At 46.6% G+C, this 23,244-nt stretch carries 20 protein-coding genes and 1 pseudogene; 4 read left to right on the forward strand and 17 right to left on the reverse strand.

What is annotated here, in order from left to right; translation table 11 throughout:
• Window positions 1-3: 3 nt before the first annotated feature.
• The 5 genes from B8987_RS16560 to B8987_RS16580 form a co-directional block, all read right to left on the reverse strand.
• A complete protein-coding gene (locus tag B8987_RS16560) occupies window positions 4-1,716 on the reverse strand; it encodes an ABC1 kinase family protein (protein ID WP_020374818.1) in 1,713 nt (570 codons plus the stop codon).
• A gap of 54 nt (window positions 1,717-1,770) precedes the next feature.
• Complete coding sequence (locus B8987_RS16565) at window positions 1,771-1,980, reverse strand: hypothetical protein (RefSeq protein ID WP_020374817.1); 210 nt, start codon at window positions 1,978-1,980, stop codon at window positions 1,771-1,773.
• A 119-nt stretch (window positions 1,981-2,099) separates the two neighbouring features.
• Window positions 2,100-4,148: a UvrD-helicase domain-containing protein gene (locus tag B8987_RS16570; protein ID WP_020374816.1), complete on the reverse strand. Its 2,049-nt coding sequence runs from the start codon at window positions 4,146-4,148 to the stop codon at window positions 2,100-2,102.
• Between the two features lie 173 nt (window positions 4,149-4,321).
• Window positions 4,322-4,624 carry a hypothetical protein gene (locus B8987_RS16575; RefSeq protein ID WP_084661719.1) on the reverse strand — a complete coding sequence of 101 codons (303 nt, stop codon included), beginning with the start codon at window positions 4,622-4,624 and terminating at the stop codon, window positions 4,322-4,324.
• Between the two features lie 141 nt (window positions 4,625-4,765).
• Window positions 4,766-6,361, reverse strand: coding sequence for a DHA2 family efflux MFS transporter permease subunit (locus tag B8987_RS16580; protein ID WP_084661720.1), 1,596 nt, complete (start codon window positions 6,359-6,361; stop codon window positions 4,766-4,768).
• Between the two features lie 323 nt (window positions 6,362-6,684).
• Between B8987_RS16580 and B8987_RS16585 the strand changes: the two genes are divergently transcribed.
• The gene (locus B8987_RS16585) at window positions 6,685-6,876 is read left to right on the forward strand and encodes a hypothetical protein (protein ID WP_084661721.1); all 192 of its coding nucleotides are present in this window, start codon (window positions 6,685-6,687) and stop codon (window positions 6,874-6,876) included.
• A 297-nt stretch (window positions 6,877-7,173) separates the two neighbouring features.
• Here B8987_RS16585 and B8987_RS16590 read toward each other — a convergent pair whose 3' ends face one another.
• The 3 genes from B8987_RS16590 to B8987_RS16600 all read right to left on the reverse strand — a co-directional run bounded on the left by B8987_RS16590 (window position 7,174) and on the right by B8987_RS16600 (window position 9,804).
• Window positions 7,174-7,695 (reverse strand): GNAT family N-acetyltransferase, encoded by a 522-nt coding sequence (locus B8987_RS16590; protein ID WP_020374812.1) that lies wholly within the window; start codon window positions 7,693-7,695, stop codon window positions 7,174-7,176.
• A 203-nt stretch (window positions 7,696-7,898) separates the two neighbouring features.
• Complete coding sequence (locus B8987_RS16595) at window positions 7,899-9,092, reverse strand: MFS transporter (RefSeq protein ID WP_020374811.1); 1,194 nt, start codon at window positions 9,090-9,092, stop codon at window positions 7,899-7,901.
• Window positions 9,093-9,528: 436 nt separating this feature from the next.
• Window positions 9,529-9,804, reverse strand: coding sequence for a Fic family protein (locus tag B8987_RS16600; protein WP_020374810.1), 276 nt, complete (start codon window positions 9,802-9,804; stop codon window positions 9,529-9,531).
• 213 nt (window positions 9,805-10,017) lie between these two features.
• On the opposite strand from B8987_RS16600, the pseudogene B8987_RS19460 reads away from it, so the two are divergent.
• A pseudogene (locus tag B8987_RS19460) lies at window positions 10,018-10,242 on the forward strand (IS256 family transposase); the annotation flags it as partial.
• 629 nt (window positions 10,243-10,871) lie between these two features.
• Here the strand turns inward: B8987_RS19460 and B8987_RS16605 are convergent.
• From B8987_RS16605 to B8987_RS16640, 8 genes are all read right to left on the reverse strand, one after another.
• Entirely contained in the window at window positions 10,872-13,394 is a 2,523-nt protein-coding gene (locus B8987_RS16605) for an adenosylcobalamin-dependent ribonucleoside-diphosphate reductase (RefSeq protein ID WP_020374806.1), read from the reverse strand.
• 3 nt (window positions 13,395-13,397) lie between these two features.
• On the reverse strand, window positions 13,398-13,868 hold the full coding sequence (nrdR, locus tag B8987_RS16610; protein WP_020374805.1) for a transcriptional regulator NrdR: 471 nt from the start codon (window positions 13,866-13,868) through the stop codon (window positions 13,398-13,400).
• Between the two features lie 265 nt (window positions 13,869-14,133).
• Window positions 14,134-15,075 carry a DMT family transporter gene (locus B8987_RS16615; RefSeq protein ID WP_020374804.1) on the reverse strand — a complete coding sequence of 314 codons (942 nt, stop codon included), beginning with the start codon at window positions 15,073-15,075 and terminating at the stop codon, window positions 14,134-14,136.
• Window positions 15,076-15,171: 96 nt separating this feature from the next.
• Complete coding sequence (locus B8987_RS16620) at window positions 15,172-15,363, reverse strand: hypothetical protein (protein ID WP_020374803.1); 192 nt, start codon at window positions 15,361-15,363, stop codon at window positions 15,172-15,174.
• A 61-nt stretch (window positions 15,364-15,424) separates the two neighbouring features.
• Window positions 15,425-18,058, reverse strand: coding sequence for an outer membrane protein assembly factor BamB family protein (locus tag B8987_RS16625; RefSeq protein ID WP_020374802.1), 2,634 nt, complete (start codon window positions 18,056-18,058; stop codon window positions 15,425-15,427).
• Window positions 18,059-18,195: 137 nt separating this feature from the next.
• Window positions 18,196-18,855 (reverse strand): hypothetical protein, encoded by a 660-nt coding sequence (locus B8987_RS16630; RefSeq protein ID WP_084661722.1) that lies wholly within the window; start codon window positions 18,853-18,855, stop codon window positions 18,196-18,198.
• Window positions 18,856-18,976: 121 nt separating this feature from the next.
• Window positions 18,977-19,378, reverse strand: a complete 402-nt coding sequence (locus B8987_RS16635) for a CoA-binding protein (protein ID WP_020374800.1) — start codon at window positions 19,376-19,378, stop codon at window positions 18,977-18,979.
• Window positions 19,379-19,413: 35 nt separating this feature from the next.
• A complete protein-coding gene (locus tag B8987_RS16640) occupies window positions 19,414-20,319 on the reverse strand; it encodes a branched-chain amino acid transaminase (protein ID WP_020374799.1) in 906 nt (301 codons plus the stop codon).
• Between the two features lie 218 nt (window positions 20,320-20,537).
• On the opposite strand from B8987_RS16640, the gene B8987_RS16645 reads away from it, so the two are divergent.
• The gene (locus B8987_RS16645) at window positions 20,538-21,143 is read left to right on the forward strand and encodes a hypothetical protein (protein WP_020374798.1); all 606 of its coding nucleotides are present in this window, start codon (window positions 20,538-20,540) and stop codon (window positions 21,141-21,143) included.
• Window positions 21,144-21,213: 70 nt separating this feature from the next.
• Window positions 21,214-22,284 (forward strand): glycosyltransferase, encoded by a 1,071-nt coding sequence (locus B8987_RS16650; protein WP_020374797.1) that lies wholly within the window; start codon window positions 21,214-21,216, stop codon window positions 22,282-22,284.
• On the opposite strand, the gene galE is transcribed toward B8987_RS16650, so the two are convergent.
• A complete protein-coding gene (galE, locus tag B8987_RS16655) occupies window positions 22,262-23,239 on the reverse strand; it encodes a UDP-glucose 4-epimerase GalE (RefSeq protein WP_084661723.1) in 978 nt (325 codons plus the stop codon). The genes B8987_RS16650 and galE overlap by 23 nt on opposite strands.
• Window positions 23,240-23,244: the final 5 nt, after the last annotated feature.

Consider the following 23,244-nt stretch of genomic DNA (forward strand, 5'->3'; position numbering starts at 1 on the left):
GGCTTAATGTCGCCGTCTTCGGGAATGATAACGTTTCATTTTGAATATTTTAATCAGGCCCAGGATGGTGAGCAATCCACTGGCAACATAAAAGATCCCTGAGAACCCCAATAAATAGTGACCGTGCCATAATGCGGCTAAAACGGCCATCAGTCCGGCTGACCCTAATATGATTGCCACAGTGAGTTGCTGTGACAAGTAATCCAGTCGTCGTAGAATGGCCGTTACGTCGGGGCGCGTTTCGATAGCGCCATAGGCTATGCGCGATAGACTTTTGTCCAGTGTTTCGGGTAAACGCAGACCGATTTGACCCCATTGCACAACTTTTTGGGCACCACGATCCCATAAAAGTTTTCCTGTTGGTCCAAACAATCGTTCCACTTGTTCCCGTAACAATTGATAATAGCGATTATTCCATAACACACGCCGTTCGTTAATCATCGGCAATGCCTTATCTTTTAACAGTGCCATCCAATCCAAATCGGGATCTAACGTAGAAACCAGTCCAAATAACATGCCGATGGCCCGCCCTAAAAACATGTAGTGCGCAGGGAATTGTAACGGTTCTTCATAGAGAAAATCTTGAAAATCATGCACTAAAGCTGTTAACGCAGGACCTTCTTGCAACGGAACACCTGCCATACGGGCTAACATCACAGAAACAGCTCGGGTCAAGACTTCCAAATTGGCCGATGGACGCACAAACCCCAGATCGATCATACAATCGACAACTCCATGGGCATTTTGTGCCAATGCATATTCCACCAAACGTCCAAACACATCGATGTGTTCAGGCACAATGTCACTCATCATGCCAAAATCTAGGAATATGAGACGTCCATCAAATCCTGCCAGAAAGTTTCCAGGATGCGGATCAATCTGCACAAATCCATCCACAACAATTTGCTTTAAATACGCTTCAATGAGGATTGCAGCTAATTGATGCGGATTTAATTCGTGTTGACGTAATTGCTCGATATCGGTGAGTTTGATACCCTCAACGTATTCCATCACGAGCACAGTGGAATGGACATAATCAGGATAAACATCAGGCACTTTAATCATTGGCCAGTCTGAAAAATTCTTCTTAAATCGCAATAAATGTTCTTGTTCTTGAATATAATCGAGTTCTCGGTACACGGATTGCCGAAATTCTTCAAAGAGTTTAACCGTATCAATGCGTCGGCCCACCTTGGTCCATCGCCGCAAGAATGCCATGACGCGTGCCAAGGCTTTGAGATCTGTCTTGGCTAAGTCCCGTATATTGGGACGCTGGACTTTTACCGCAATGAGATCATGCGTTGTGGCAAGACGAGCCTTATGAACTTGTCCCAATGAAGCGGCAGCAATCGGTGCTGGTTCGAAATCCGTAAAAATTTCTTGCAAGGGTTTGTGAAAGGTGCTTTCAATCAATTCGCGAATATCGTCAAAAGGTGCGGCAGGCACTTGATCCTGCAACTGTTGTAATTCCTTGGTGAAGGCTAATGGCAACACATCCGTGCGGGCACTTAAAAATTGTCCGACTTTGATAATGAGGCCTTGTAAACGCAAGGCCTCCTGGCGAAATCGAATTCCACCTTGTCGGTAAATATCTTGAATGACTTGTTCGGCATCCGGCAGCTGTTGTCGTTCGATGCGTTCAATATTCCGGTAATCCCGCCAATAGGACAAGGCCAAACGAAAAATGGCCAACGTGCGTTTCAGTTGTGAGGGCAAAGTTACAGTCCATCCTTTTATGCAACTTGTGCATCATTCTTCGTTTTTGTCACCTTACGATTCCGGATTGATATCCTCAGGTTCATCCCAAACAGCATAGGCTTCATCTAATTTACGTAAAAACTCATGACGTTTGCGCCGGTAGCTTTCGCGTCGCTCATCGGACATATTACTCCATAAGCCACGTCGGAACCAACTCTTAAGACCGAATAAGGCCAACAACCAAACCAACAGCGGCACACGAGGACGTCGTCGAAACCACATAATTATTTCCTCCTTTAGTCGTGTTATGCTTCAAGTCAAAAATTCGTACTGCTTACTAATTTCTATTATACTGCTTTATGTTTTGAATGGTGGAGATTTTGAGTTGTCCTCCGTCAGGCCTAGTCATGGCTTACTGACTCATAGAGGGTTTGATAGTGTCTAGGCATATGTCCTAAGCCAAACATCATAACTTCTTCGCGCGCCCGAGAAATGGCCGTATACAATTGATAGGCACCACCTAATACCAGTTCAAAGGCGGTTGCACTCTCGGCAACCAATATGGCCGCATCAAATTCCAAGCCTTTGGCGTATTTTACTGTGCTAATAATGACCTGATATCCTTCCGGATCTGCAGGTTCTACAGCCATTTTAAGTTGTTCGGGTTGCAAGGCGAATAGCTCTTCCCGCAATTGATGAGGAATCTTATTGGCAAAAATCAAGGCGACTTGGCCTGAATATCGGCTCACTAGACGCTCAACTTCGTGAATCAGTTTTTCTGCTGCGTGATGTCCCAAAGAATAGGGAGGATGAATAATCCCACCAGGTCGCCGCGGACGCTGTTCGATTCCCGCTGGATGGGCTGCATTAGCTAGCTGGACGACTTTAGCACGAGAACGATAATTATCTTTGAGTACGATATACCGAGCCTGTAATTGCTGAGCCAAAGTTTCCCACGACAACGGCTGAGAAAAATCTGTTAAATGCTGATACGGGTCTCCGACCACAGTAAGGGACCCGTTAGCTGTTAACAGCTGACGCACCAGCGCAAATCCTATCGCCGGTAAATCTTGAGCCTCATCGAGAACAATAAGAGCATAGCGCTGCTTAGGAGAAAAAATCTTGGTAGACAAATATAATAGCCCTAGCGCATCGCCTATTCCCCATGTCCCTTGCAATGAAAAGGGTGATGATAACCCAAATTGTTTCCGGACTGTGCTATAAAGCGGGGCGACATCATTGATGTCTCGAGGAAGATGACTCGTAGCCAGCCACGCGGCAAATCGTTGCCGGGCTTGACTCATCGCTGTTTGAAACTCGTGAGATTCTGAACCGACAAGTACTGTTTCCACGACCGATGTCCACCGCTCGCGAAGCAATTGCACACCGTGTGACAACGATTTGGCGGAAGCAAGTAACCGAGCCACATCTTCACACAAGAGACTGGCGACCCGAGTTTGTTTACCGCTCATACGGTCCACGTTAAATTCCATCTCTAAAGGACCTAATTTCAAGGCGACTTCTTCAAGATATTCCTTAAACCATCGGTCCACAAACTCCACAAATCCAAGATCATACAATTTGCTCTCCTCTTGATACAGAATCTGAGGGCGCACAGGCAGCCCAGCATAAGCTGATACCCACGCCCCTAAATCATGTAAAACAATATCGGTGGCATCCAGCGAAGGCAAAATATCAGAAACATAGCGCAAAAATGGCGCGGATGGACCCAAATACAAAATTTGCTTAGCCGTCAGAGATTGGGAATGCAATAAATGGACAACACGGTGCAGAGCAATCTCGGTCTTGCCACTACCAGGTCCCCCATTTATCACCAGGCTTTGCCGCATGGGCTGAACAATTAAATCATATTGCTCTTCTTGCAATGTCGCCACAATATCGGCGAGTTTGCCTCCAGAGCTTTTCTCAAACATCTTGGACTCAATAAATTCTCCTAAATCTCCCAAGTCGGGAAGATTGGCATCACGGTAGAGATCTGTCACTTCATCAAGGGTTGCCGCCTGAATGACAAGACGGGTAACCCGTTTCAAATCCCAGATATTGGGCACAGACCGGTGCGTAATATACATTTTAGCTACAGGTGCATTCCATGGTATCACATTGATGACGCGATCTTTGCCATCACGAAACGACAAAGAACGCTGCGATTTACTGACATAAACCACTTCCATAACATCGTTCTCATCGTGATCAATATATTCCAATCGTCCATAATAGGGGCTTGAGCGATGCCGATCCCACTCTTCAAACCATTTTTGTTCGCCCCGCGCGACCGCCTCATAAACAGCAATGTCATTGGCCCCGGAAACGGGTTGTCGGTCTCGGGTTAATAGCCGGTTCAATCCTTCGTCGATGGTTCTTAAAACGTGGGATAACGTGGTCTGCTCAGCTAAAAACGTTCTTGACGATTTTTCAAAACGATACTCCATGTCATTTACCACCTCAAGACAAAGACGCCCAAGAACCCGACTCAATGCAGACTATCTTAACAGAGTGACGAAAAAAATTCTAATCATTTGCCTTTAAGAGGAGTGCATTGCAAGAAAGCGCCAAAAAAATCCGCCATTATCATGGCGGGAAGATACCTGTGAAACGTATAGAGCTATATGCGTTTGCGATAATCGGCCAATGAGGTCGTTTTGTCCAACGGCACCATGGTATCGATCATTTCTTTCGCCTCTAACAAACTGCATTGTCGCCTTTCTCGCAGTAGCCGGATCGCTTCGACGCGTCGATTTTGAGCTAAAATCATCCGTATATCAAAATCGAAATCCCCTAATTCCGGATCCATACCAAACATGCCTAATAATTGGTGTTGTTGCCATTCCAATTGTTTCAATCGGTAATGTAACCAGATAATCATGAAAAACAATGCTAATCCCGTAATTATCATGACTCCGACCATACCAGTGCACACTCCCGTGAAGGTTATCTGATTAATAGTGTAGAGAGTTGCCGAACAAAAAGCATGTTTTAACGGGGATTAATGAAATTCATCAGGATTCATCTTAATCTGCGCCACGGAATGCCTTGTTACCAAACATCACTACATTTCCACTTGCTGCCTAGCGGAACTCGATGATTGAAAAGGTCTTTGTGCTGAATCTTGGACAGCATGATAACTCTTCAACATGATTGCAAAGATCAAGCCCGTTAAAGTAATCCATGACGCTAAAACAAAGACATCATCCATGGCCATGACAAAAGCCTGTTGTAGGATATTTTCATGCAGCAGAGTTAAGGCCAGCGGGTCTACTTCAGTCAATGGTATGCCCAAAGACGCAAAGTATTGGGCTAAAGTGTGTAATAAGTTTTCGGCAACGGGCGAAATCGGCGTATATGCTGAAGACAAATAGACTTCATGCACCGCTTCTTGATGGGTAAGAACGGCTGTCAACACCGCTAATCCAAAAGAACCGGCAACTCGTTGCACAATGTTATTGATGGCGGAACCCGTTCCGACCAATGCTGTGGGAACCCGGGACATCCCCGCGGTAATCGCTGGCATCATTGTTAAGCCAATGCCAAGCCCACGCAAACTCAGCCATAACACCACATCACTGACAGGCGTATTCACGCTGAGGTTATGTAGCAGATAAGTGGTATACGCTAAAATTAGCAACCCCGGAATAACTAACGGTTTGGCGCCAATTTTGTCATAAAGACGCCCGGATAAGCCCATAGTTAAAGCGGTAGCCAGCGCACTGGGCATTAACATCAGGCCCGTTTCTAAAGCTCCATACCCCACTACCGTTTGTAAGAACAACGGCACATAAAAAATTCCGGCAAACATTCCCATGGTCACAATGACGGTGATAATATTGGCCACGGCAAACGAACCATGGGCAAATACACGCAAATCCAGAAGAGGATGCTCCGTGGTCAGTTCCCACAACACAAACAATATCAATAACAAACTAGACGCGCCTAAGATGAGGACAATCGGTTCCGAGGTCCATCCCCAAGTTTCTCCTTCAGATAATCCGAGTAGAAGTCCAAAAAGTCCGCCAGCCGCCAAAACAAATCCCACAGTATCCAAAGGAATTTTCGAGGTCGGCGCAAATGGGGGAACAAAGGCCAAGCTCAGAAACAGGCCAATAATCCCTATCGGCACGTTAATATAAAAAATCAGGCGCCAATTTACATATTCCACCAGATATCCTCCGAGTGTCGGACCAATAGCCGGCGCGACAATCGCCGTTAATCCCCATATCCCCATGGCCGTACCGATACGATAGCGGGGCACCATGCGGTAGAGCATAGCCATGGTAATGGGCATAATCAATCCCCCACCCGTTGCTTGGAGGACACGAAAGACCATGAGAGTACCTAAACTCCATGACAATCCAGAAAGCGCTGAGCCTATCGTGAAAACGGCTAGGGATGTCATATAGATTCGGCGATATCCAAATCGTTCTCCTAACCACCCCGCAAGCGGAACCACCGCACCCAGTGTCAATAAGTAAATTGTCACAACCCATTGCACTTGTTGCGTGTTGACCGAGAAAACGCTTTCCAATTTGGGAATGGCAATATTGACTATCGATGTATCCAAAATCGCCATAAAACCGCCGATGACTAAAACAAAGAGAGCCGGTCCCCAATTAGCAGTATATTCAGTTTCATTGGAGCGACTTGCCATGAAAGCGCAACCTCCTCCCTACCCGGTATGAAGGACAACTCATTGTTGTCTACACTGGAATCTATTACTTTAACTCATTCATTAACTCATTCATTGATGTTGTTTTTTCCCTATTCATTATAATCTATGGTAAGGTTCTAAACTTTTTAAGGCGGACTTAAAGAACTCAGAATACAAAAACAATATTATCACGATCCGGCTTATTGTCTTCAGACTCTCAGTGTTCCTCTCCCACCTGAGCGGCCATTTCGCATAACCGGTAATCAAAGTGTGCTACACTACAATGACAAAAAACTGCTAGCACATCTCTCAAGGAGGACATCATGACGGCGCCTTTACTGCCCATTCAACAAAGAAATTTAACGCGTCAAGAAACCGCTGATCTCTTGCGTGGATTGTCCGATTTCGTAGAAACCTATCCCGATAACGACTTTATCGTCTCCATCGATATCTTGCCGCAATCAAATCAACCATCGCGAGCCAAAACCAAGCGCAATACGCGTAAATCAGTATAACGATGGAAACACGTGCCGTTTTAGGAAACATATCACCGAGGTTTCAGCGTAAAATAGAACATTTTTCGAATTCGGGATAACAGGTATAACCACATTGTTGTTCCCTATCTGTCGTAAAAGCTTGTCCCTGTCTCGCTGTGAAAACCCATGGTGAATGCTTTGGGTCTTTCCGACCATGGCAATGTTAGTGAGAAATAGGTGCGTCACGACGATAGCATACTGAAAAACGACATCTTAAATCGCAAACATTCTGGTTACGGCTTTGTCCCTATCGCGACAAGGTGGCTAATACATTACCTAATCCTCATCCCAAGGAATCATTGTCTTTAAAATAGGAAGGGCCATGTCAAAATCGTTGGCATATCCGCCGAAGGATCCCGAAGCAACTATTCTAAATCCTGCGCTTAAATACAAGCGTATAGCCCTATGGGTCCATGTTTGTGTATGCAACCATACCTCACAATCCCCTTCTAATTGCTTTATCAAAGACAAGCAGTGGGCCACTAACGCCCACCCTAAACCCATTCGCTGATAGGCGGGACAAACCGCCAACCAATGAAGGGATGCATTGCGGCGATTTCCCGTGTCATTCCACCACGCCGTGACGGTTCCCGCAAACGCGCCTTTGGGACTTTGTACAAATAGTACACGTTTACGGACTTCATTTGGAAAGACAAGATAATGGTCATGAAAATAACTTCGTGCGGTCGCTATATTATCAAATTCACCCACACTTCGTTCAATCTCAGCCCATTGTTGGTCGTTACCACTCTCATATGAACAAAGGCGCCATCCCTCGGGAAGATCACCTGTTGGCATTGGAAGACTCGCAGGTCTTTTCATTATGACATTATATTAGGGAAGTGATTTGTCTAACATAATACCCGCTTTCTTATCATGGATAGCCAACCTCGAGTTCCTGAACAGATGAGACACTTTACGCATGCTTATCCTTTTCAAAACAACATGTTACTAGCGTTGACAGTAAATGGCGTGCAGGTCGTGGTGCAAGCTGAGTTATCCTACTTCGATATGGTAAAAGAATAAGAAGCATCCGCTGATCGCAGCATCCGCCATATGACAATGCCTCCCAATCCCAACAAAACGAGACTCACATAGGAAGCCACAGCGATGGTAGGAATAATGTGGAGCCAGGTTGCGACAACCACAGGCAACGCTCCCATGGCCAGAATGGTGCGGTAGCTGCTAGATGTTCTGCCGTAAAACTCGTGTGGGACCGTCTTTTGCAGATAAGTGCTCACGACCACATCATGGAAATCGGCATTCATTCCGGTCACCAAGACGGCCATAATAATGCCAAGCGGTGTCGGAGTCAACACGAATAGAGCAAACGGGATCATATTGACCAGTTGAGACAACAAAATCCACCGAATGGGGTAATCGCGTTGATAACGAGAAAGTATCCATCCCATACCAATCGAGCCCACAGCACTCATACTGTAGGCAGGTCCTGTAAGACCTGTTCCGAACACTGTCGCATGAGACAAGGCCGGCACTAAAATTTCAATCATGCGCCATCCTCCCGAAGCCGTAGCAGCCAACACAAAGATGGCCACGAGGTCTTTTCGCGTCCCCGCATAGTGCCAGCCATCTTTGAGCACTGCATACAGCGTTGGGTGCTGGGTGGACACGCGGGGACCCACCACTCGACTCCGCAGGGAACCCCACCCTAAGAAAATCTGTGCTAGTGCAAACAAGGCGATTAACGGAACGATGCTGCCCGTCTTAGCAAGCAATTCCGCCCCGAGCGCAGGACCGACAATGGCAGCACTGCGGGATATCGCAAGACGGCGTCCATTAAATCGATTGAGCGCCTGCTTAGGAAGCGCAATTTGAATGAGTTTTTGCAGTCCGGGTGAACTGACCGATTCGAATACCTGAAAACCCGTCACGACCACGAGTAGGGTCAGAACTGACGCGCCCTTCCAATTGATCCACAGGGCGCACAGGATCCCAAACCATCCCGAGAAGAGATAGGCCATCCATACCGCGCGGGAACGCTCGGATCGGTCGATGATGCTACCGGCAAGTGGCTGCAGAAACAGGCGGACCATGATGCGAATAATCCAAATAACACTGAGGAGAGCCAGCGACTGTGACAATTCATACATTTCAATACTCAGACCCGCTATCCATGCCCCGCTAGTCAAAGTGGAAAAGCCCAACCCATAAAGAACCCATCGTAACCTGCGCAATGTGTCTGAGACCTCCGGTAATTGGCTGAGGCGATAATGCACTCTGTGGTCCGACAAAGGAACTGAGGATCCCTCTCATTCAGAATGTGAAGTTCAGTGATTATCTTTATCTCATCTTCAGTTCCCTAAATTTTAGAAAAGCCGCGGTGAACAGGCCAAAGTGATGTTCTTGAACCTTAGTGCCATGCGTTTTTCACTGGTAACGATGTCAACAACGTTTTGTCTCTGTTAAGACATTGAGAATAATCCCTAGCCATAAGCAGAAAATCACCGACATAATCATCTTATCTGGTAATCAATTACATTTCTAGATGTCATAAAAAACAACATCCTATCATCGATATAATGTGAAATATCCTGCAAACAGGACTATAGTCTAGATATTGAGAGTTAAACCGCATCTGGGAGCGAGCGACCACGAGTGTTCGTCAACCTGCTACCATTCACATTCATAAAACTCCTCAAGCCAGTGGCCAATGTCTTCGAGGGTCACAGTGTCATCGCGAAAAGGATGGATCTTGATAAGACTGTCAATAACGGTTGCCACTTTTAAGGCGGAAGTTGGGAACGGCTCGTAGTCGAGTATCACAGCAAGAGGCCGCACAAGCGCGGGACTCAGTTTTCCGTGATCGAGAACGCCGAAAAGACCTCCGGTGTCGCTAACCATCCGTTCTTGGAATAGGATGACTTCCGCGAACGACACCCAACGCATTAACGATCCGCTAATTGCTTAAACGCTTCAAGATGGCGCTACTGAATGCGATCATCAACGGCAATAAAACGCTCATTGACTTCCAATGCAGAGGAGATCGTGATTCGATGCACATTAACCGGTTTGAGAATCTTCACGTTTTTCGCCATTCTCCACACTCCCCTTTTTTGTGCCTTCATCCTGAGCCATCCTTGGTTGAATAGAAAGGGTTGAATCCATCTTGAGGAGGAATCGCTAGTGACTACCAGTATAAAGAAAAAATCTTTCCCCGAACAGCCGGTAACGGTCCTATGGGTGGACATCCCCCAGGATGAGGAAGACGGGTGATTGGCTTTGTCGATACGGATCGGATTGCACGTCTTGCAACAGATGGTGGCGTTGGACGTGGAGCAGTTGGCGGGTCCCCAAGGACGTCATGATCCGCGGCGCCAAGCGGTCTCTTTTAAGCCCATTTAAAAGACGAGACAATCGCGATCTCTCCTGGTAGGATTATCACGAGCAAGAGGAGAGAGTGTGCTTGATATGAGGCACCCCGATTCACCGGAATTCAAGCAACAGATTATCCAAGAAGGTCAAGATACGCAAAATACTCCATGGGTCGTCATCCATTCAACCCGTCACTGGTACGTCGTACAGTGTGAGAGGCTGTGAAAGCTGCACCCCAACCCCACGACTTCGTGACCTTGATGGATGAAAATGAACGCTTAAAGACATGATTAGATCTGCCAATGGCCGCGCTTCAAGATCTGCTGCAAAAAAGGATCCGTCCGTAATAGCATGACGTGAACACGTCATAGACTGACATCAACGGATCCTTGAAGTCCCATTCGTCGGTGGTATGCCACGCTCCACTTGTCTCGGGCCACCTTTTATGGCTTGCGTCATCGCGAGTACCATCCAACAACGCATTTTAGACTTACATACATGATTTTACCCCACCACAGTCTTGAAACATCTGTTTGTGGGCATCACAACCAACTAAAAGGGATCCCAAACTACCGTGTAATATTGGGATCCCTTGATTAGTCAACTAGGGATTACCTCTAGAAAAACTAGTTAGTAGTCCCCTAACATTTGGAATAACCGCACGACTGGCAATGCTGACATCCTTCTTCGTAAACCAGGGTTGGTGCATCGCATTGAGGGCACAGGTCCAAGTGAAGTGAGGTATGACGGTTATCACGTTCCTCGGTCTTTCTCGTGTTCGGGCTAGGAGAGGTAATTGCTGCGGCCTCTTCTCCCGGACGTTGGCGCAGGTGGGACTCTAGAAGTTGGCCAATGGCGTCAACAACGCTGAGCACGCGTCCTGGACCAAAGCCCATTTGGTTCGCACCACCGATACCTTTTAATTGTTCCGCGACCAGTTCAAGTCGACGTCTTGGCGTGAGATTGCCGTTTGACCGGAGATAAAGACTGATAACGCGTCCTAAGGATTCCATAAAGGATTGAACCTCCGATCCCGCTCGTCCTAACAACATGAAGACTTCAAAAGGATTGCCATCTACTTCGTTAATCACAACCCGCGCGGTCCCCGCTGGCGTTTCCTTTCGGTAAGTCCGCCCATTAATCAATTGGGGAACCGGATAGACTTCAACATCATCAGCCATTGGCGGCATGTTTTCCGGAGTCGTAGCGTTAACAGCATCATTTTTCGGCGAAGACTCTTCACTCAAATGAAGAACCTGCTCGGTACGACTCTGATCCCGGTAAATTGTCACGCCCTTACATCCCAGGTCATAGGCTAATTCATATAACCTGGCTGTATCTTCAACCGTATACGTGCTCGGTGCGTTAGCCGTCTTGGAAATACTCGAATCCGTCCAACGTTGAATAGCCGCTTGCACATAGACGTGTTCTTCAGGAGTGAGATCCATAGCGCCAACAAAATATGAAGGCAGTTCCATACCCGGATGGGCTTCTTTCCATTCAGCGGCCACCGGTACATATTGTTCGTCATAGCCTAGACGCGACTGGCGGAAATAGGTTAAAGCATAATACGGTTCAATTCCGGTGCTTGTTCCGACCATAGTCCCTACCGTTCCGGTTGGAGCTTGTGTCAAAATGGTGACATTGCGAACCCCATGTTCTCTGATGGCTTGCCTCACGGATTCCGGCAATCGTTTAATAAAGCCGCTTTGCAGATATAATTCCGCGTTAAACGCAGGAAATGGGCCTTTTTCCTTCGCCAGTTCAACATCATATAAATAACTTTCTACCGCAATAAACTTATATAGCTTATCGATAAAATCTAATGATTCGGGACTTCCATAACGCAATCCTAGCCGAATGAGTAACTCCCCAAGCCCCATAGTTCCTAGACCAATACGGCGTTCTTTCTGTTGGTTGTCATAATTTTGTTGAAAGAAGTATGGGGTGGCGTCCACAATATCATCAAGAAATCGAACACCCATCCGGATCGTTGTCCGTAACCCATCCCAATTCACATCATTGGTTTCTCGATCATAAAAGGCGGAGAGGTTTATATGACCTAAAGTACAAACTCCCCACGCGGGCAAAGGTTGTTCGGCACAAGGATTGGTACTGATTAAGGGATTAAAATACCAACTATTGGAATCCTTTTCGTGCCGTTCATCAAAGACGATACCAGGCTCCGCAGCCTGCCATGCTCCTTTAATGATTTCGTTCCAGATTTTTCTTGCCTTAACCGTTTCGTAAACAATAATGGGCTTGTCCGCTTTTTTCCAATTCTCGAGGTTTCCATCCCATAGCGTATCGTAATCGGGATCTGTCGTATCGGGAAAGACCAAATCCCAATCGTCATCATTTTTCACGGCTTGCATGAAACTATCAGAAATTCGAACACTAATATTAGCATTTTCAACCATTCCGGGCGTTTTCTTGACATCAATAAATCGCCAAATATCAGGGTGCCAATCTTCAATTTGTAACATTAATGCCCCCCGCCGTGAGCCGCCCTGCTCAACCAGTCCTGTAGCCCGGGAATACAAATCCATCCACGATACAGCCCCAGAGGATCGTCCATTTACTCCACGAACAGCCGCACGGGCTGGCCGTAGGGAGGAAATATTGATTCCAACGCCACCTCCCCGGCTCATAATTTCGATCATCTGTCCAAGCGTTTCGACAATCCCCTCTCGACTATCCCGGGGACTGGGGATGACGTAGCAATTGAAATAGGTTAATTTTTGGTCGGTTCCGGCACCGGCCCAGATTCGGCCTCCCGGCACAAAATGCAGTGCCGCAATTTCCTTGGCAAAACTATCTTCCACGTCTTGCCGCACCTTAGGCTTTTCAACTTTAGCCACCCCGCGCGCAATCCGGCGGGCAACTTCGTCAATCGTCTTTTCGATGGGCCGATCACAATCCACCACACGGCGCTCGATGAGATCCCCTTTTTGAGGGCCGGTTAGAAGCTCAATGGACAAATGTCCATCGGGAAGAATTTCCCGGACGATGCCCACATCTTTTTTAGGCCATTTGGGATGCGGCTCGACCAACGCGATGGCCAGATCCCCAACTTGAAAATTCCGATTGGGATCTTTCAATGTGTAGCGATCAAGAAATATCTTCCAACTCAGTTCTGATGAAAATCCTGTAGATAATTCCAATCCTTAGCCCTCCTGATGAACTTGCGGATGAAGTAATTTTTCTAGCTCTTGGCGAAATCCTTCGATATCTGTAAATTGACGATACACGGATGCAAAGCGAACGTACGCCACTTGATCGACATCTTTAAGCTGATTCATAACCAGTTCGCCGATCCACCGCGAGGAGACTTCGCCAAAATGATGATCGCGAATCTCGCGCTCCACGGCATCAGCGATCATTTCGAGCTCGCTTAACCCAACAGGGCGCTTTTCGCAAGCAGTAAGAAGACCACGAAGAATCTTGGTCCGATCAAAGGATTCTCGCCGACCATCTTTTTTAATAACCCAGATGGGTATTTCTTCTACACGTTCATACGATGTAAATCGTTGATGGCATTGTAAACATTCCCGGCGGCGCCGTATTTCACGACCCTCACGGGCCGGTCGGGAGTCCAAGACTTTGCTGTCATGGTAATTGCAAATCGGACACCGCATCATCCATACCCCTTTATGTAGTACATCATTAATTATAGAACCTCAATATATTGATGTCGAGCGAATAGAGGGACATTGAACAAATTTTGGTTAGCAAGCCAAAATGTGTGCCTTCCCAATTTATCGCCAGATCTCGCACTCCGCAAGATCTTGACGAGTGCGAAAATCCATGTGTCCATCCTAAAACAGCAATTTACACCGAGTCGGAATGTGTCGAAATGGCTAAAAGGAGCGACCTTTCATGCGCAACCCGTTGAATCGATATTTAGCTTAAGGAGGGCTGTCGTAAAGCAAGGATGACCACCGCGCTGACAATTGCTAAAGCACCCACAGCCTGTATATTGTCAAGATGTACCCCGAGCCACATCATAGATGCTGCGGTCGCGACGAGGGGTTCAGCACTCGTTATGACACTAGCTGGTCCCGGTTCAATATAATTCAAGCTCGCTAAATACAGCCAAAACGCTAGAAGCGTTCCAACCAGCACAACAAATGCGACAAAAACCCACGCGGTCCACGGCCACCAGCTCCGGGGTCCTTGCCAAATCGGAAAAATAAATTGCGATGTACATGACCCAATTACCATACCCCAACCCACAATCACACTCGATCCCCAACGCTGAAGTAACCGCCCGGGGTAGAGGGTATAAAACGCCAGGGTCACTGCCGATAATAATCCCCAAATCAATCCGCCCAAGGGAATATGTAAACTATTAAACCGACCATTCGAAACTAAAAGCCAGGTGCCAAACAAAGAAAGTCCCACGGCAGTGAACTGACGATAACTGGGACGGGCCCGTTTGCGAATTATCAGGTAAAGCGTGATGAGTGCTGGACCGGTATATTGTAGTAATGTCGCCGATGCCGCATTTCCATCCTGTATGGCCGCCAAGTAGGAATATTGAACCGCGAACAATCCAACGATTCCGAAAATTATAAGTTGAAGACGCCATTGGCGGGATCGCCAAGGTTGCCATACAACGCCAATCCCTTGGCGCCATGCGGTCACCAGTAATATTAAAAAGCCGGAAATCCCCATACGAACGGTAACAAGCCATCCCGCTGAAGCATGATAAGTCATAAAAAGACGTTGAGCAGACACTCCAGACAATCCCCAGAATATTGCTGCTAACAGTGCCATCGTAAAACCTTGCCACTGCATGCGCCGATGGGACAGACCAACCAGCCGCGTTGATGGCGTTACCATATTTTGATATCATCCTTGTCGATCAGTGTATTCCTTCAACATTTTCACAACAGCCAATGCTGGCGACGGGTGGTTCAACGGACCATCGTACCCGCATTAATCATGAGGTTTTGACAAAATACTATAGCCATAAATCCCAAAACCGATAATGAGAAGGATTCCAAGCCAAAAAGTGCCCATACCCACAAGTCCCCCAGCAGTGAAAAATGCCCCAGCAAACTCGCCCCATTTAACCCATTTTAATTGGGGACGTTGCCGTTCTAGTGTTGCCCACCGTTTTGTTAGCATCTTGATACCCTCCTCAACAAAAATGGATAACCTTTAACGTTTACGAATCCTTCTTAAGCATTTAACGAACGGGAATCATGGCCACATTACCCGTTTTGCTAGCTGCCAGCAATGCATGTGGAAAAAGAATTAACGCCGCAGGGCCAAATCCTCCTAGACCTTCTTGTGTTATCACACGAATATGTCCATCACTCGCTTGGATTTGCACAATCATTCCATTATCAAGTCCAATCCACAACACGGAATTTTGTAAGATCGGATTGGCAACCGCTGATGCGGGTAATAATGTCCTCCATATCAGCCTACCACTTTTTGCATCAAATGCACTTAAGTTTCTATTAGCCGGATTTGCAATAAACACAATGTGATGAGCCACAAAGGGAATCCCTTCTTCTTCTTCATCGAGTGGAAGAAGACCTCCTCCCGTCTTGTGGTGCCATAATATATGACCATTTTGCGTAGAAATCGCAAACAGTTCATTATTTAACCAGGTTTGCCCCGTCTTTAAATTCACTATACGAGGCACCCCAGCAATATACAATATATTGTCCGCAATCGCAGGACTATTATCAGATAATCCACTAGCCACTGGCAAGTTAATGTGCCACACAATTTGATGCGTAAGAAGATTAATATCCCAAACAGTTGATGATGAAGCGGGATAGGCTTTCATATAGACATTGGTGGCGACAAATAGTTGGTTCCCATCAATAATAGGTGAAGACATGCTATCGAATCCTGCTAAAGGCAGTGACCATAATACATGGCCGTTGGTAGCCGCCACGGCCAAGAATTGTCCTGTGCCTGTTACCTCATAAATCACTCCATGCTGGAGTGCTGGCGTCGGCATGTCTTCGCCTATTGTGGGAGTAAACCATAATTCTTTTCCCGTTATGCGATTAAAGGCCATAAGACCATTCGTCCCCGTGCCTCTAAGCCACCCTTGTGTCTGCGAATAGCTTCGAAATGCCTTATTCCCTAAGCCGACAATTACCTCATTCTTCCACACTAGAGGTGTCGTCATAACCATATTCGGCAATGTGTCCGTCCAAAGGCGTCGTCCTGATAATAAGTTCCATGCTATCAATTGATTATTATTGCTCCCAACAAAGCCATCATGACCGACCACAGCTGGTTGATCGGCCACCGGACCGGTGTGCAGAATATAACCTGTCTGAAGGGGTATTGGGTTATCCCAATTAAATACCGTATTATGCTGAAGGCCCGTTTCAAATCCGCTCCATTCTTGGGGAACGGATGCACCGGCATCAAAAGAAGCTGCTGCTTTGGTGGTAATAGGCATCACGTGTGCACTCACGGACTGTGTACTTGGTGGTGTCGTTTTAGGTTTCGCATTCCACGTCGGGGACCAAAAAACGCTATGATAGAAACCATTTGGCATAGGCAATCCAACCCAGAGAGGAAAAAGATAGAGTGTCGTAATGCCGACGCCCAATCCTTCCGTCAACCCTAGCCACCGCCACCGACCCTGCGCGATATGAAACAGTTGAACCATGCCATAAGCCGTACTCATAATTAACATTGGCATCATGGACAAAAAATAATAATTAAATTTCGATCGTGGGGTTAACAGCCATGTGCCGTAAAATACTAAAAACCACACCACAAAAAATAGTGTCGGAGGGCGTAATCTATGCGCTGTCTTGATATCTCTCCCCACCATGATTAATAAACTGAATAGGCCCAACCAAATCACAAGAGGGTTAGAAAAAGCTAATAAACGAATCGTGTCATGCGCCCCAGTAATCCATAAATACGCTGTTGGTCGCGGTAATCCTAACCAGGTCCAGGCGTTGGCCGTCCAGGGATGATAAAATTGCAGCGTCCACATATTTTTCAAGATCAGCCATTGCAGTTTAGCCCATGCCAAAAACACATTCTGAGGAAGCCATGACTGATGAAAACCTCCGGGAAATGCATAGGCATAGGTCAAAAAATAAACGACAAGTGGAATCACAGTCACGGATGCAATATACATTACGCGGCGTGGCGATTGCCAAATTCGACGCCATGACAGCGCAAAAATAATCCATGCCATGAGGATACTTTGAGCACCAATCCATTTAGCCGAAAATCCTAATCCTAACGTGATACCAAACATCCATAACGTCTTGCGTGTGATCCACCGATCATTGTGGAGATCGTCATACAAACGCCATAGGATGAAAAGATTCCAAATAACAAAGGGAAATGCAATAGAATCCAGTAAAGCTAATCGACTAGTACTCACCATTAATCCGTCGACCGCTGATAAGCCAGCGGCGATACCCGCCACTTGCCGATTATGAAATATTGATTGGGCTAAAGCGTATACGACAATGGGCACGAATGCCCCTAATAATGCACCTGGTAAGCGCCATGCCCATGGATGATTGCCGAAGGTCATAATAGCAGCGGCAATGACCTCTTTGGCAAATGGGGGTGCGGACAACAGATTCGGATCAATGCCGTAAACTAAATGCTTAACCAGAACAGGCGGTTTATGATGAATGAGCACATCAGCAGCTGTAACATAGTAATATTCATCATAAATCAGGCCATGGTAACGCCCCAAACCAATAAAACGCACCAAAAATGCCACCATTTCAATGGGAATCAAAACCCACCATTGGGGTAGTAAACGAGGATAAAGACGAAGATGACGGTGAGTTTGTTCTTTAGATAATGAAATCATCGGCATCTCCCCCTTAATCCACAATTCAACCCGACAATGTTAGACATATTATAACGTGGAATCACACTCAACCTGCTGGTGAAAATTTCCTGAGGAGTATTCGGCCGAGGTCTTCAGGGCCTTTTGAGTCTATAACCTTATTGCCATAAATCCATAACGGGTTCCAAGAGAGCGAAAACATTAGATTCCGTAATGTTGTCCTGGACAATTCCCCAGGATAATGAAACCCAGTACCATGGCCATTCTCGCAGGGATTGCAACCGTGTCACGAGATCATCAATAAGGGTGACTTGCTTAAGCTCTCCCACTTCACTCACATCAAACACCGGATCTGCTAGCGTCAATTGGCCTTGTTCGTTGAGAATCCAGTGAAACTGGTGGTGAAAAGGACTACTTAAAGGATTAAAGCCGGGCACAACGCCATTGGTTACTTGTAACCATAAATGAAGAGGGACCTTTTGTGCGGCATGGGTAATATCCTTAAGACGGGCTGAATCACCCGTTACCCGCATATAAGGCCATACATCATACATAATGAACGAATGCGGAACATTGTAGGATCGTGCTTGGCGACCCAATCCTTTATCCAGACGAATCCGTACAGAACGGGTGTCGGCTTGTTCCAGAATATCCACTTTTATACAACGCCAACACTTTTTTACGGGTTGGGGTGCGAACATCCATTGCATCGAATGAGCATCCGACAAGGATTCAATAAAAACCGGAGATACTTGATTTCGTTCGAGCAAATTATTGACCAGTAATACCGTGGGATGCGCTTCAACTAATGCCATCATGTTAATCGTCTGCCATTTCGCCTCGCGAAATGGGAAGTGGAAAACAGGCGCTCTTGGTGATGGTGTTGCCTGCTTTCCGCTTCTTCGACGACCTCCTTCCTATTAATGCCAAGATACGGACTTAGCCCAAAAGACGACGATATTCGATCTTCATGCATCGATCTTCAATAACTTGCAAACCGCCTGTTTCAGCAATGGACCGAGCGATTTCGTTTTGAATACCCAGTTGTAACCACAACACTTTAGCCCCAATGCGTACAGCACTCTCGGCTACGGCAGGCGTATCTTCCGGGCGTCGGAACACATCCACAATATCAATAGCAAAGGGAATATCTTCAAGGCGTGGATAAACCTTCTCGCCCAATATGGTCTGAGCTTGAGGATGAACGGGTACAATGTGATATCCATGGTCTTTCAAGAATTGCGCCACTTGAAAGCTTGGGCGATCTTCTTTTGGTGATAAACCGACAATGGCCACATACCGATATTGCTGTAAGATCTGGCGAATTTGTTCATCGTCCACCTGATCAAATCCCTCCTGTGCCATATTAAAAACGTTTATTCGACGGGAGTTAACCAATGACGATATTCTGGGATCTGACCACGAACAGCCCGATTATAATGGGTTTGAATGCGCTCGGTAATGGACCCAATTCGACCAGTGCCGACCATGCGGTGATCAATTTGGGTAATGGGTGAGATTTGTGCACCTGTTCCGACTAAAAAGAGTTCATCGGCTATATAGAGCTCTGTACGATCAATGGCCCGCGTAATCACAGGATATCCTAAATCGTTGGCAAGATGCATAATTGTCTGCCGCGTAATGCCTTCCAAAATGTTTTCACTAACGTCAGGGGTAATTAATGTTCCTTCTCTCACCATAAATAAATTTGCGGCACTTCCCTCGGCAACATGTCCCTGTTCGGTTAAAAAGATGGCATCATCAAAACCGGAAAGGTGAGCATCTGTAACAGCTAGAGCCGTATTGACATAGGATCCAGTGACCTTTGCCCGGGAGGGAATGGCATTATCCTCGAGCCGTCGCCACGCCGATACCATAACGTGAATGCCTGTTGTCGGTATATAATCTCCCATGGGCACCGCGAAAATAGCAAATTCATCCCGAATACCGTCTAAGGTCACTTTAATGACGGGCTCGGCCTTAAACGCCAATGGACGAATATAAACGTCTTGACGAAATTCTTGCCGTCTCAATAGTTCCACTGTACGTTCCATCATTTCTTCAACACTATGACCGGGATTGATCCGCATAATCGTGCACGAACGCCAAAACCGTTCAAAATGCTCGCGAAGCTTTAAAATAAAGAGTCTATCCTCTTCCGCGTTATAATAAGCCCGTATACCTTCAAAACATCCTGTGCCATAATTCAAAGCATGGGTGGCGACTGACACGGTAGCCTGTTCCAAGGGTAAAAATTCGTGTTTGAAATACGCTAAAGGCACAGATATTCCTCCTATTCATCAGTCCATATTTTAAAACCCATAATAACAGGAACTCCTTGCCATGAAAACTCAAAGTCTATGAATATTCTCGTTTGCCGGACAGTAACCTCCTAGACTACCCGAATACAATTAGGATTTCTTAAGGGATTTTGATATCATGAACGTATAAAATTCTTAACATGGCCTTATCGGAGTCCAAGCAATAAAAGGAGCGCAACATGTCCAAAAAGCCGATTTCATTTAAAAGTCATAGTCGACGTCGACGGTTAGAAAAACAGTATCGTCCCCGTAAAACGGTCCATGAATGGGATGATCTCGTAGACTATTGGCGTCTGTTTATTCCGAATCCGGCGCAACTGTCAGACCGGGGACCGTGGACAGAACGGATGTTGTGGAGCAATGCCATTCTGGCTGGTTTAATTTCGGCTCTTCGGATTTGGCTTTTTGCGGGCTTTCATCTCCTCGTTATGTTAAGCGTCGCGATTAATACGTTATTTGACATGTTCCTGTTTTACTATGCCCTAACCTGGATTGTGGTGTGGATTCTAAACCGTACAGAAACAGGCCACAAACGTTACGAGGTCGATACATTACGCAAGCAAGCTATTGTCTATTCTGGCTGGCTCGTAATCCTCGTTGTAGCCGCTTGGATCCCCGTTCCTTTTCTGTCCATCGTCATTGGTCTTATTGTCGCGGTATTAGGAATTCGCGCCGTCCATTTCTTATACGGTGTCAATTGGCTACGTTCTGCTGCTAGTGTGCTAAGTGGCTCAGCAACCATCTGGATGTTGATCATGGTTTTGAACCGCATTGCTGGTCTCTAAATTGTTCTTACACGCTCATCTAACCATAAATGATGGCTCGCTCGCATCTATTGAACAGGGAGGATGAATTTTGGTAAACTTGGCCATTGTTAGCCGCAGATTGTCCGGGCGCGGTGGCATGGAGACCGTCATCAAAACGGTCGCACAAACGGCTCAAGCTGATCGTCTTCCCCTATCACTGTGGTCCATGGGTCGTCTTCTTGATACACAATGGCTCCACAATATTTCTTATCGCGATGTCAATATCGACCAAGGTACTGGACGCCGACTGCAGTTACGCGCCAAATTACCCCTGTACATCATGGCCCTAACACGCCTGCTTAAAGACAGTGACGTCGACACCTTATTGGTAACAGATCCAACTTTTGTGGAAGCGGCTCACTGGGCACGCCGAATCGTGCGCCGCCCCCTGCGTATTTTTTCATGGGTTCACTTTTCTCTAGATAAATTGGCAAATATATCAAGCCTGCGACTGGCTGATGGACATTTGGCTATTTCCCAGGGAATTAAACGGCAATTAGCCGATATTCCAGTGTCTGCCCCCATTTTTGTGGTCCACAACCCGTTACCCTACGATTTCCATCCAATCCCCCCGGGATCCATGGCTCCTGGCCAATTATTGTATGTGGGGCGGTTAAATAATCATCAAAAGCGTTTGGACTTGTTATTTGAAGCCTTGGCCCAAATTGCGGGTCCGTGGCAGTTGAACATTATGGGGGATGGTCCTGATTCCACCTGGCTAAAAGAGTTGACCCATCAATTAGGCATTGATAACCGAGTCCATTTTAACGGATGGCAGCCCAACCCCTGGCGTCTCGCCAATCCGCGTGCCCTTGTTTTGACATCTGATTTTGAAGGCTTTCCGATGGTACTTGTCGAAGGCCTCGCCCACGGAATACCTGTCATCGCAACAAACTGCCCCACCGGTCCTGAAGACATTGTCGAAAACCATAAGAATGGATTATTGGTGCCGACCGGATCAATCCCAGCCATTCGCGATGCCATTCGCATAGCATTAGATCGCGAATGGCCATGGCTATTATCTCCTCAAGAAATTCAACAAGATATTATATCGCGCTTTAATGCATCTCACGTCTTTAGAACTATGCTCAACGCTATTAATAGCGTTCCTCTGCGGTAAATAATGACCAAATATCCCGAATCATGTGATCAATATCATGGGAAAATTGGGGTTCGAACGACAGTTCCGCTCGCGCTTTATTAATATCTGCAACGAGTACCGGCGGATCTCCAGCTCTTCGTGGCAAGCGCTTAGGATCCACAGGCAATCCGGTGACTCGCGCAAAACCGTCCATTACTTCCTGGACTGAATGGCCATGCCCCGATCCGACATTAAATGCCGTAGATGGTCCCCCATCCTTCAAATATTGCGCAGCCTGAAGATGGGCTTCGACTAAGTCATGCATATGAATATAGTCACGGACCGCAGTACCATCAGGTGTTGGATAGTCTGTGCCATAAATTTCTGGTTGTTCGCCTTGAATGAGGGCATTAGCAATGCGAGGCAACAAGTGCGTTTCTGGAACATGGGATTCAACCACATTATTCACGCTTCCCGCCACATTAAAATAACGGAGAGCGACCCATGGTTGCACATACGCTTGGTCATAGGCCTGTAATATTTCTTCAAATTGCCATTTGCTGACGCCATAAGGGCTAATAGGAACTTTAGGCGCATCCTCCGGAATAGGGACCATTTCTGGGGTTCCATAAACCGCCGCCGAGGACGAAAAAATCACGGGAACAGGTCCCATATCGTGAAGATAGTTTAACATCGCCAAAGGAGCCACAAGATTTTCTTGAAAATACCGTGCCGGTTCTTGGACGGATTCCGATACGACAATGAGCCCGGCGCAATGGTACACAACATCGATGTGATACTGGTCATAAATCTGTTTCCAGATTTCTTTATCTCCAATGGATCCATAAAAAACCGGCACTCCTGGCACTTGGCTAGGAATATCCCGGTAATCGACAACAATGGGAATTTGGCCACGCTCTTTGAGGACAGCTGCTAACGATTGTCCTACGTAGCCTAGTCCACCCGTCACCACGACGGCATCAGGTTTGGACATGAATG

The organism is Sulfobacillus thermosulfidooxidans DSM 9293 (assembly GCF_900176145.1).
Lineage (GTDB): Bacteria > Bacillota > Sulfobacillia > Sulfobacillales > Sulfobacillaceae > Sulfobacillus > Sulfobacillus thermosulfidooxidans.

Excerpts from the sequence above, each read along its gene's own strand:
- B8987_RS16565 (WP_020374817.1), bottom strand. The coding sequence starts at position 1,980 with ATGTGGTTTCGACGACGTCCTCGTGTGCCGCTGTTGGTTTGGTTGTTG.
- B8987_RS16570 (WP_020374816.1), bottom strand. The coding sequence starts at position 4,148 with ATGGAGTATCGTTTTGAAAAATCGTCAAGAACGTTTTTAGCTGAGCAG.
- B8987_RS16575 (WP_084661719.1), bottom strand. The coding sequence starts at position 4,624 with ATGGTCGGAGTCATGATAATTACGGGATTAGCATTGTTTTTCATGATT.
- B8987_RS16580 (WP_084661720.1), bottom strand. The coding sequence starts at position 6,361 with ATGGCAAGTCGCTCCAATGAAACTGAATATACTGCTAATTGGGGACCG.
- B8987_RS16585 (WP_084661721.1), top strand. The coding sequence starts at position 6,685 with ATGACGGCGCCTTTACTGCCCATTCAACAAAGAAATTTAACGCGTCAA.
- B8987_RS16590 (WP_020374812.1), bottom strand. The coding sequence starts at position 7,695 with ATGCCAACAGGTGATCTTCCCGAGGGATGGCGCCTTTGTTCATATGAG.
- B8987_RS16600 (WP_020374810.1), bottom strand. The coding sequence starts at position 9,804 with ATGCGTTGGGTGTCGTTCGCGGAAGTCATCCTATTCCAAGAACGGATG.
- nrdR (WP_020374805.1), bottom strand. The coding sequence starts at position 13,868 with ATGCGGTGTCCGATTTGCAATTACCATGACAGCAAAGTCTTGGACTCC.
- B8987_RS16615 (WP_020374804.1), bottom strand. The coding sequence starts at position 15,075 with ATGGTAACGCCATCAACGCGGCTGGTTGGTCTGTCCCATCGGCGCATG.
- B8987_RS16620 (WP_020374803.1), bottom strand. The coding sequence starts at position 15,363 with ATGCTAACAAAACGGTGGGCAACACTAGAACGGCAACGTCCCCAATTA.
- B8987_RS16625 (WP_020374802.1), bottom strand. The coding sequence starts at position 18,058 with ATGATTTCATTATCTAAAGAACAAACTCACCGTCATCTTCGTCTTTAT.
- B8987_RS16630 (WP_084661722.1), bottom strand. The coding sequence starts at position 18,855 with ATGATGGCATTAGTTGAAGCGCATCCCACGGTATTACTGGTCAATAAT.
- B8987_RS16645 (WP_020374798.1), top strand. The coding sequence starts at position 20,538 with ATGTCCAAAAAGCCGATTTCATTTAAAAGTCATAGTCGACGTCGACGG.
- galE (WP_084661723.1), bottom strand. The coding sequence starts at position 23,239 with ATGTCCAAACCTGATGCCGTCGTGGTGACGGGTGGACTAGGCTACGTA.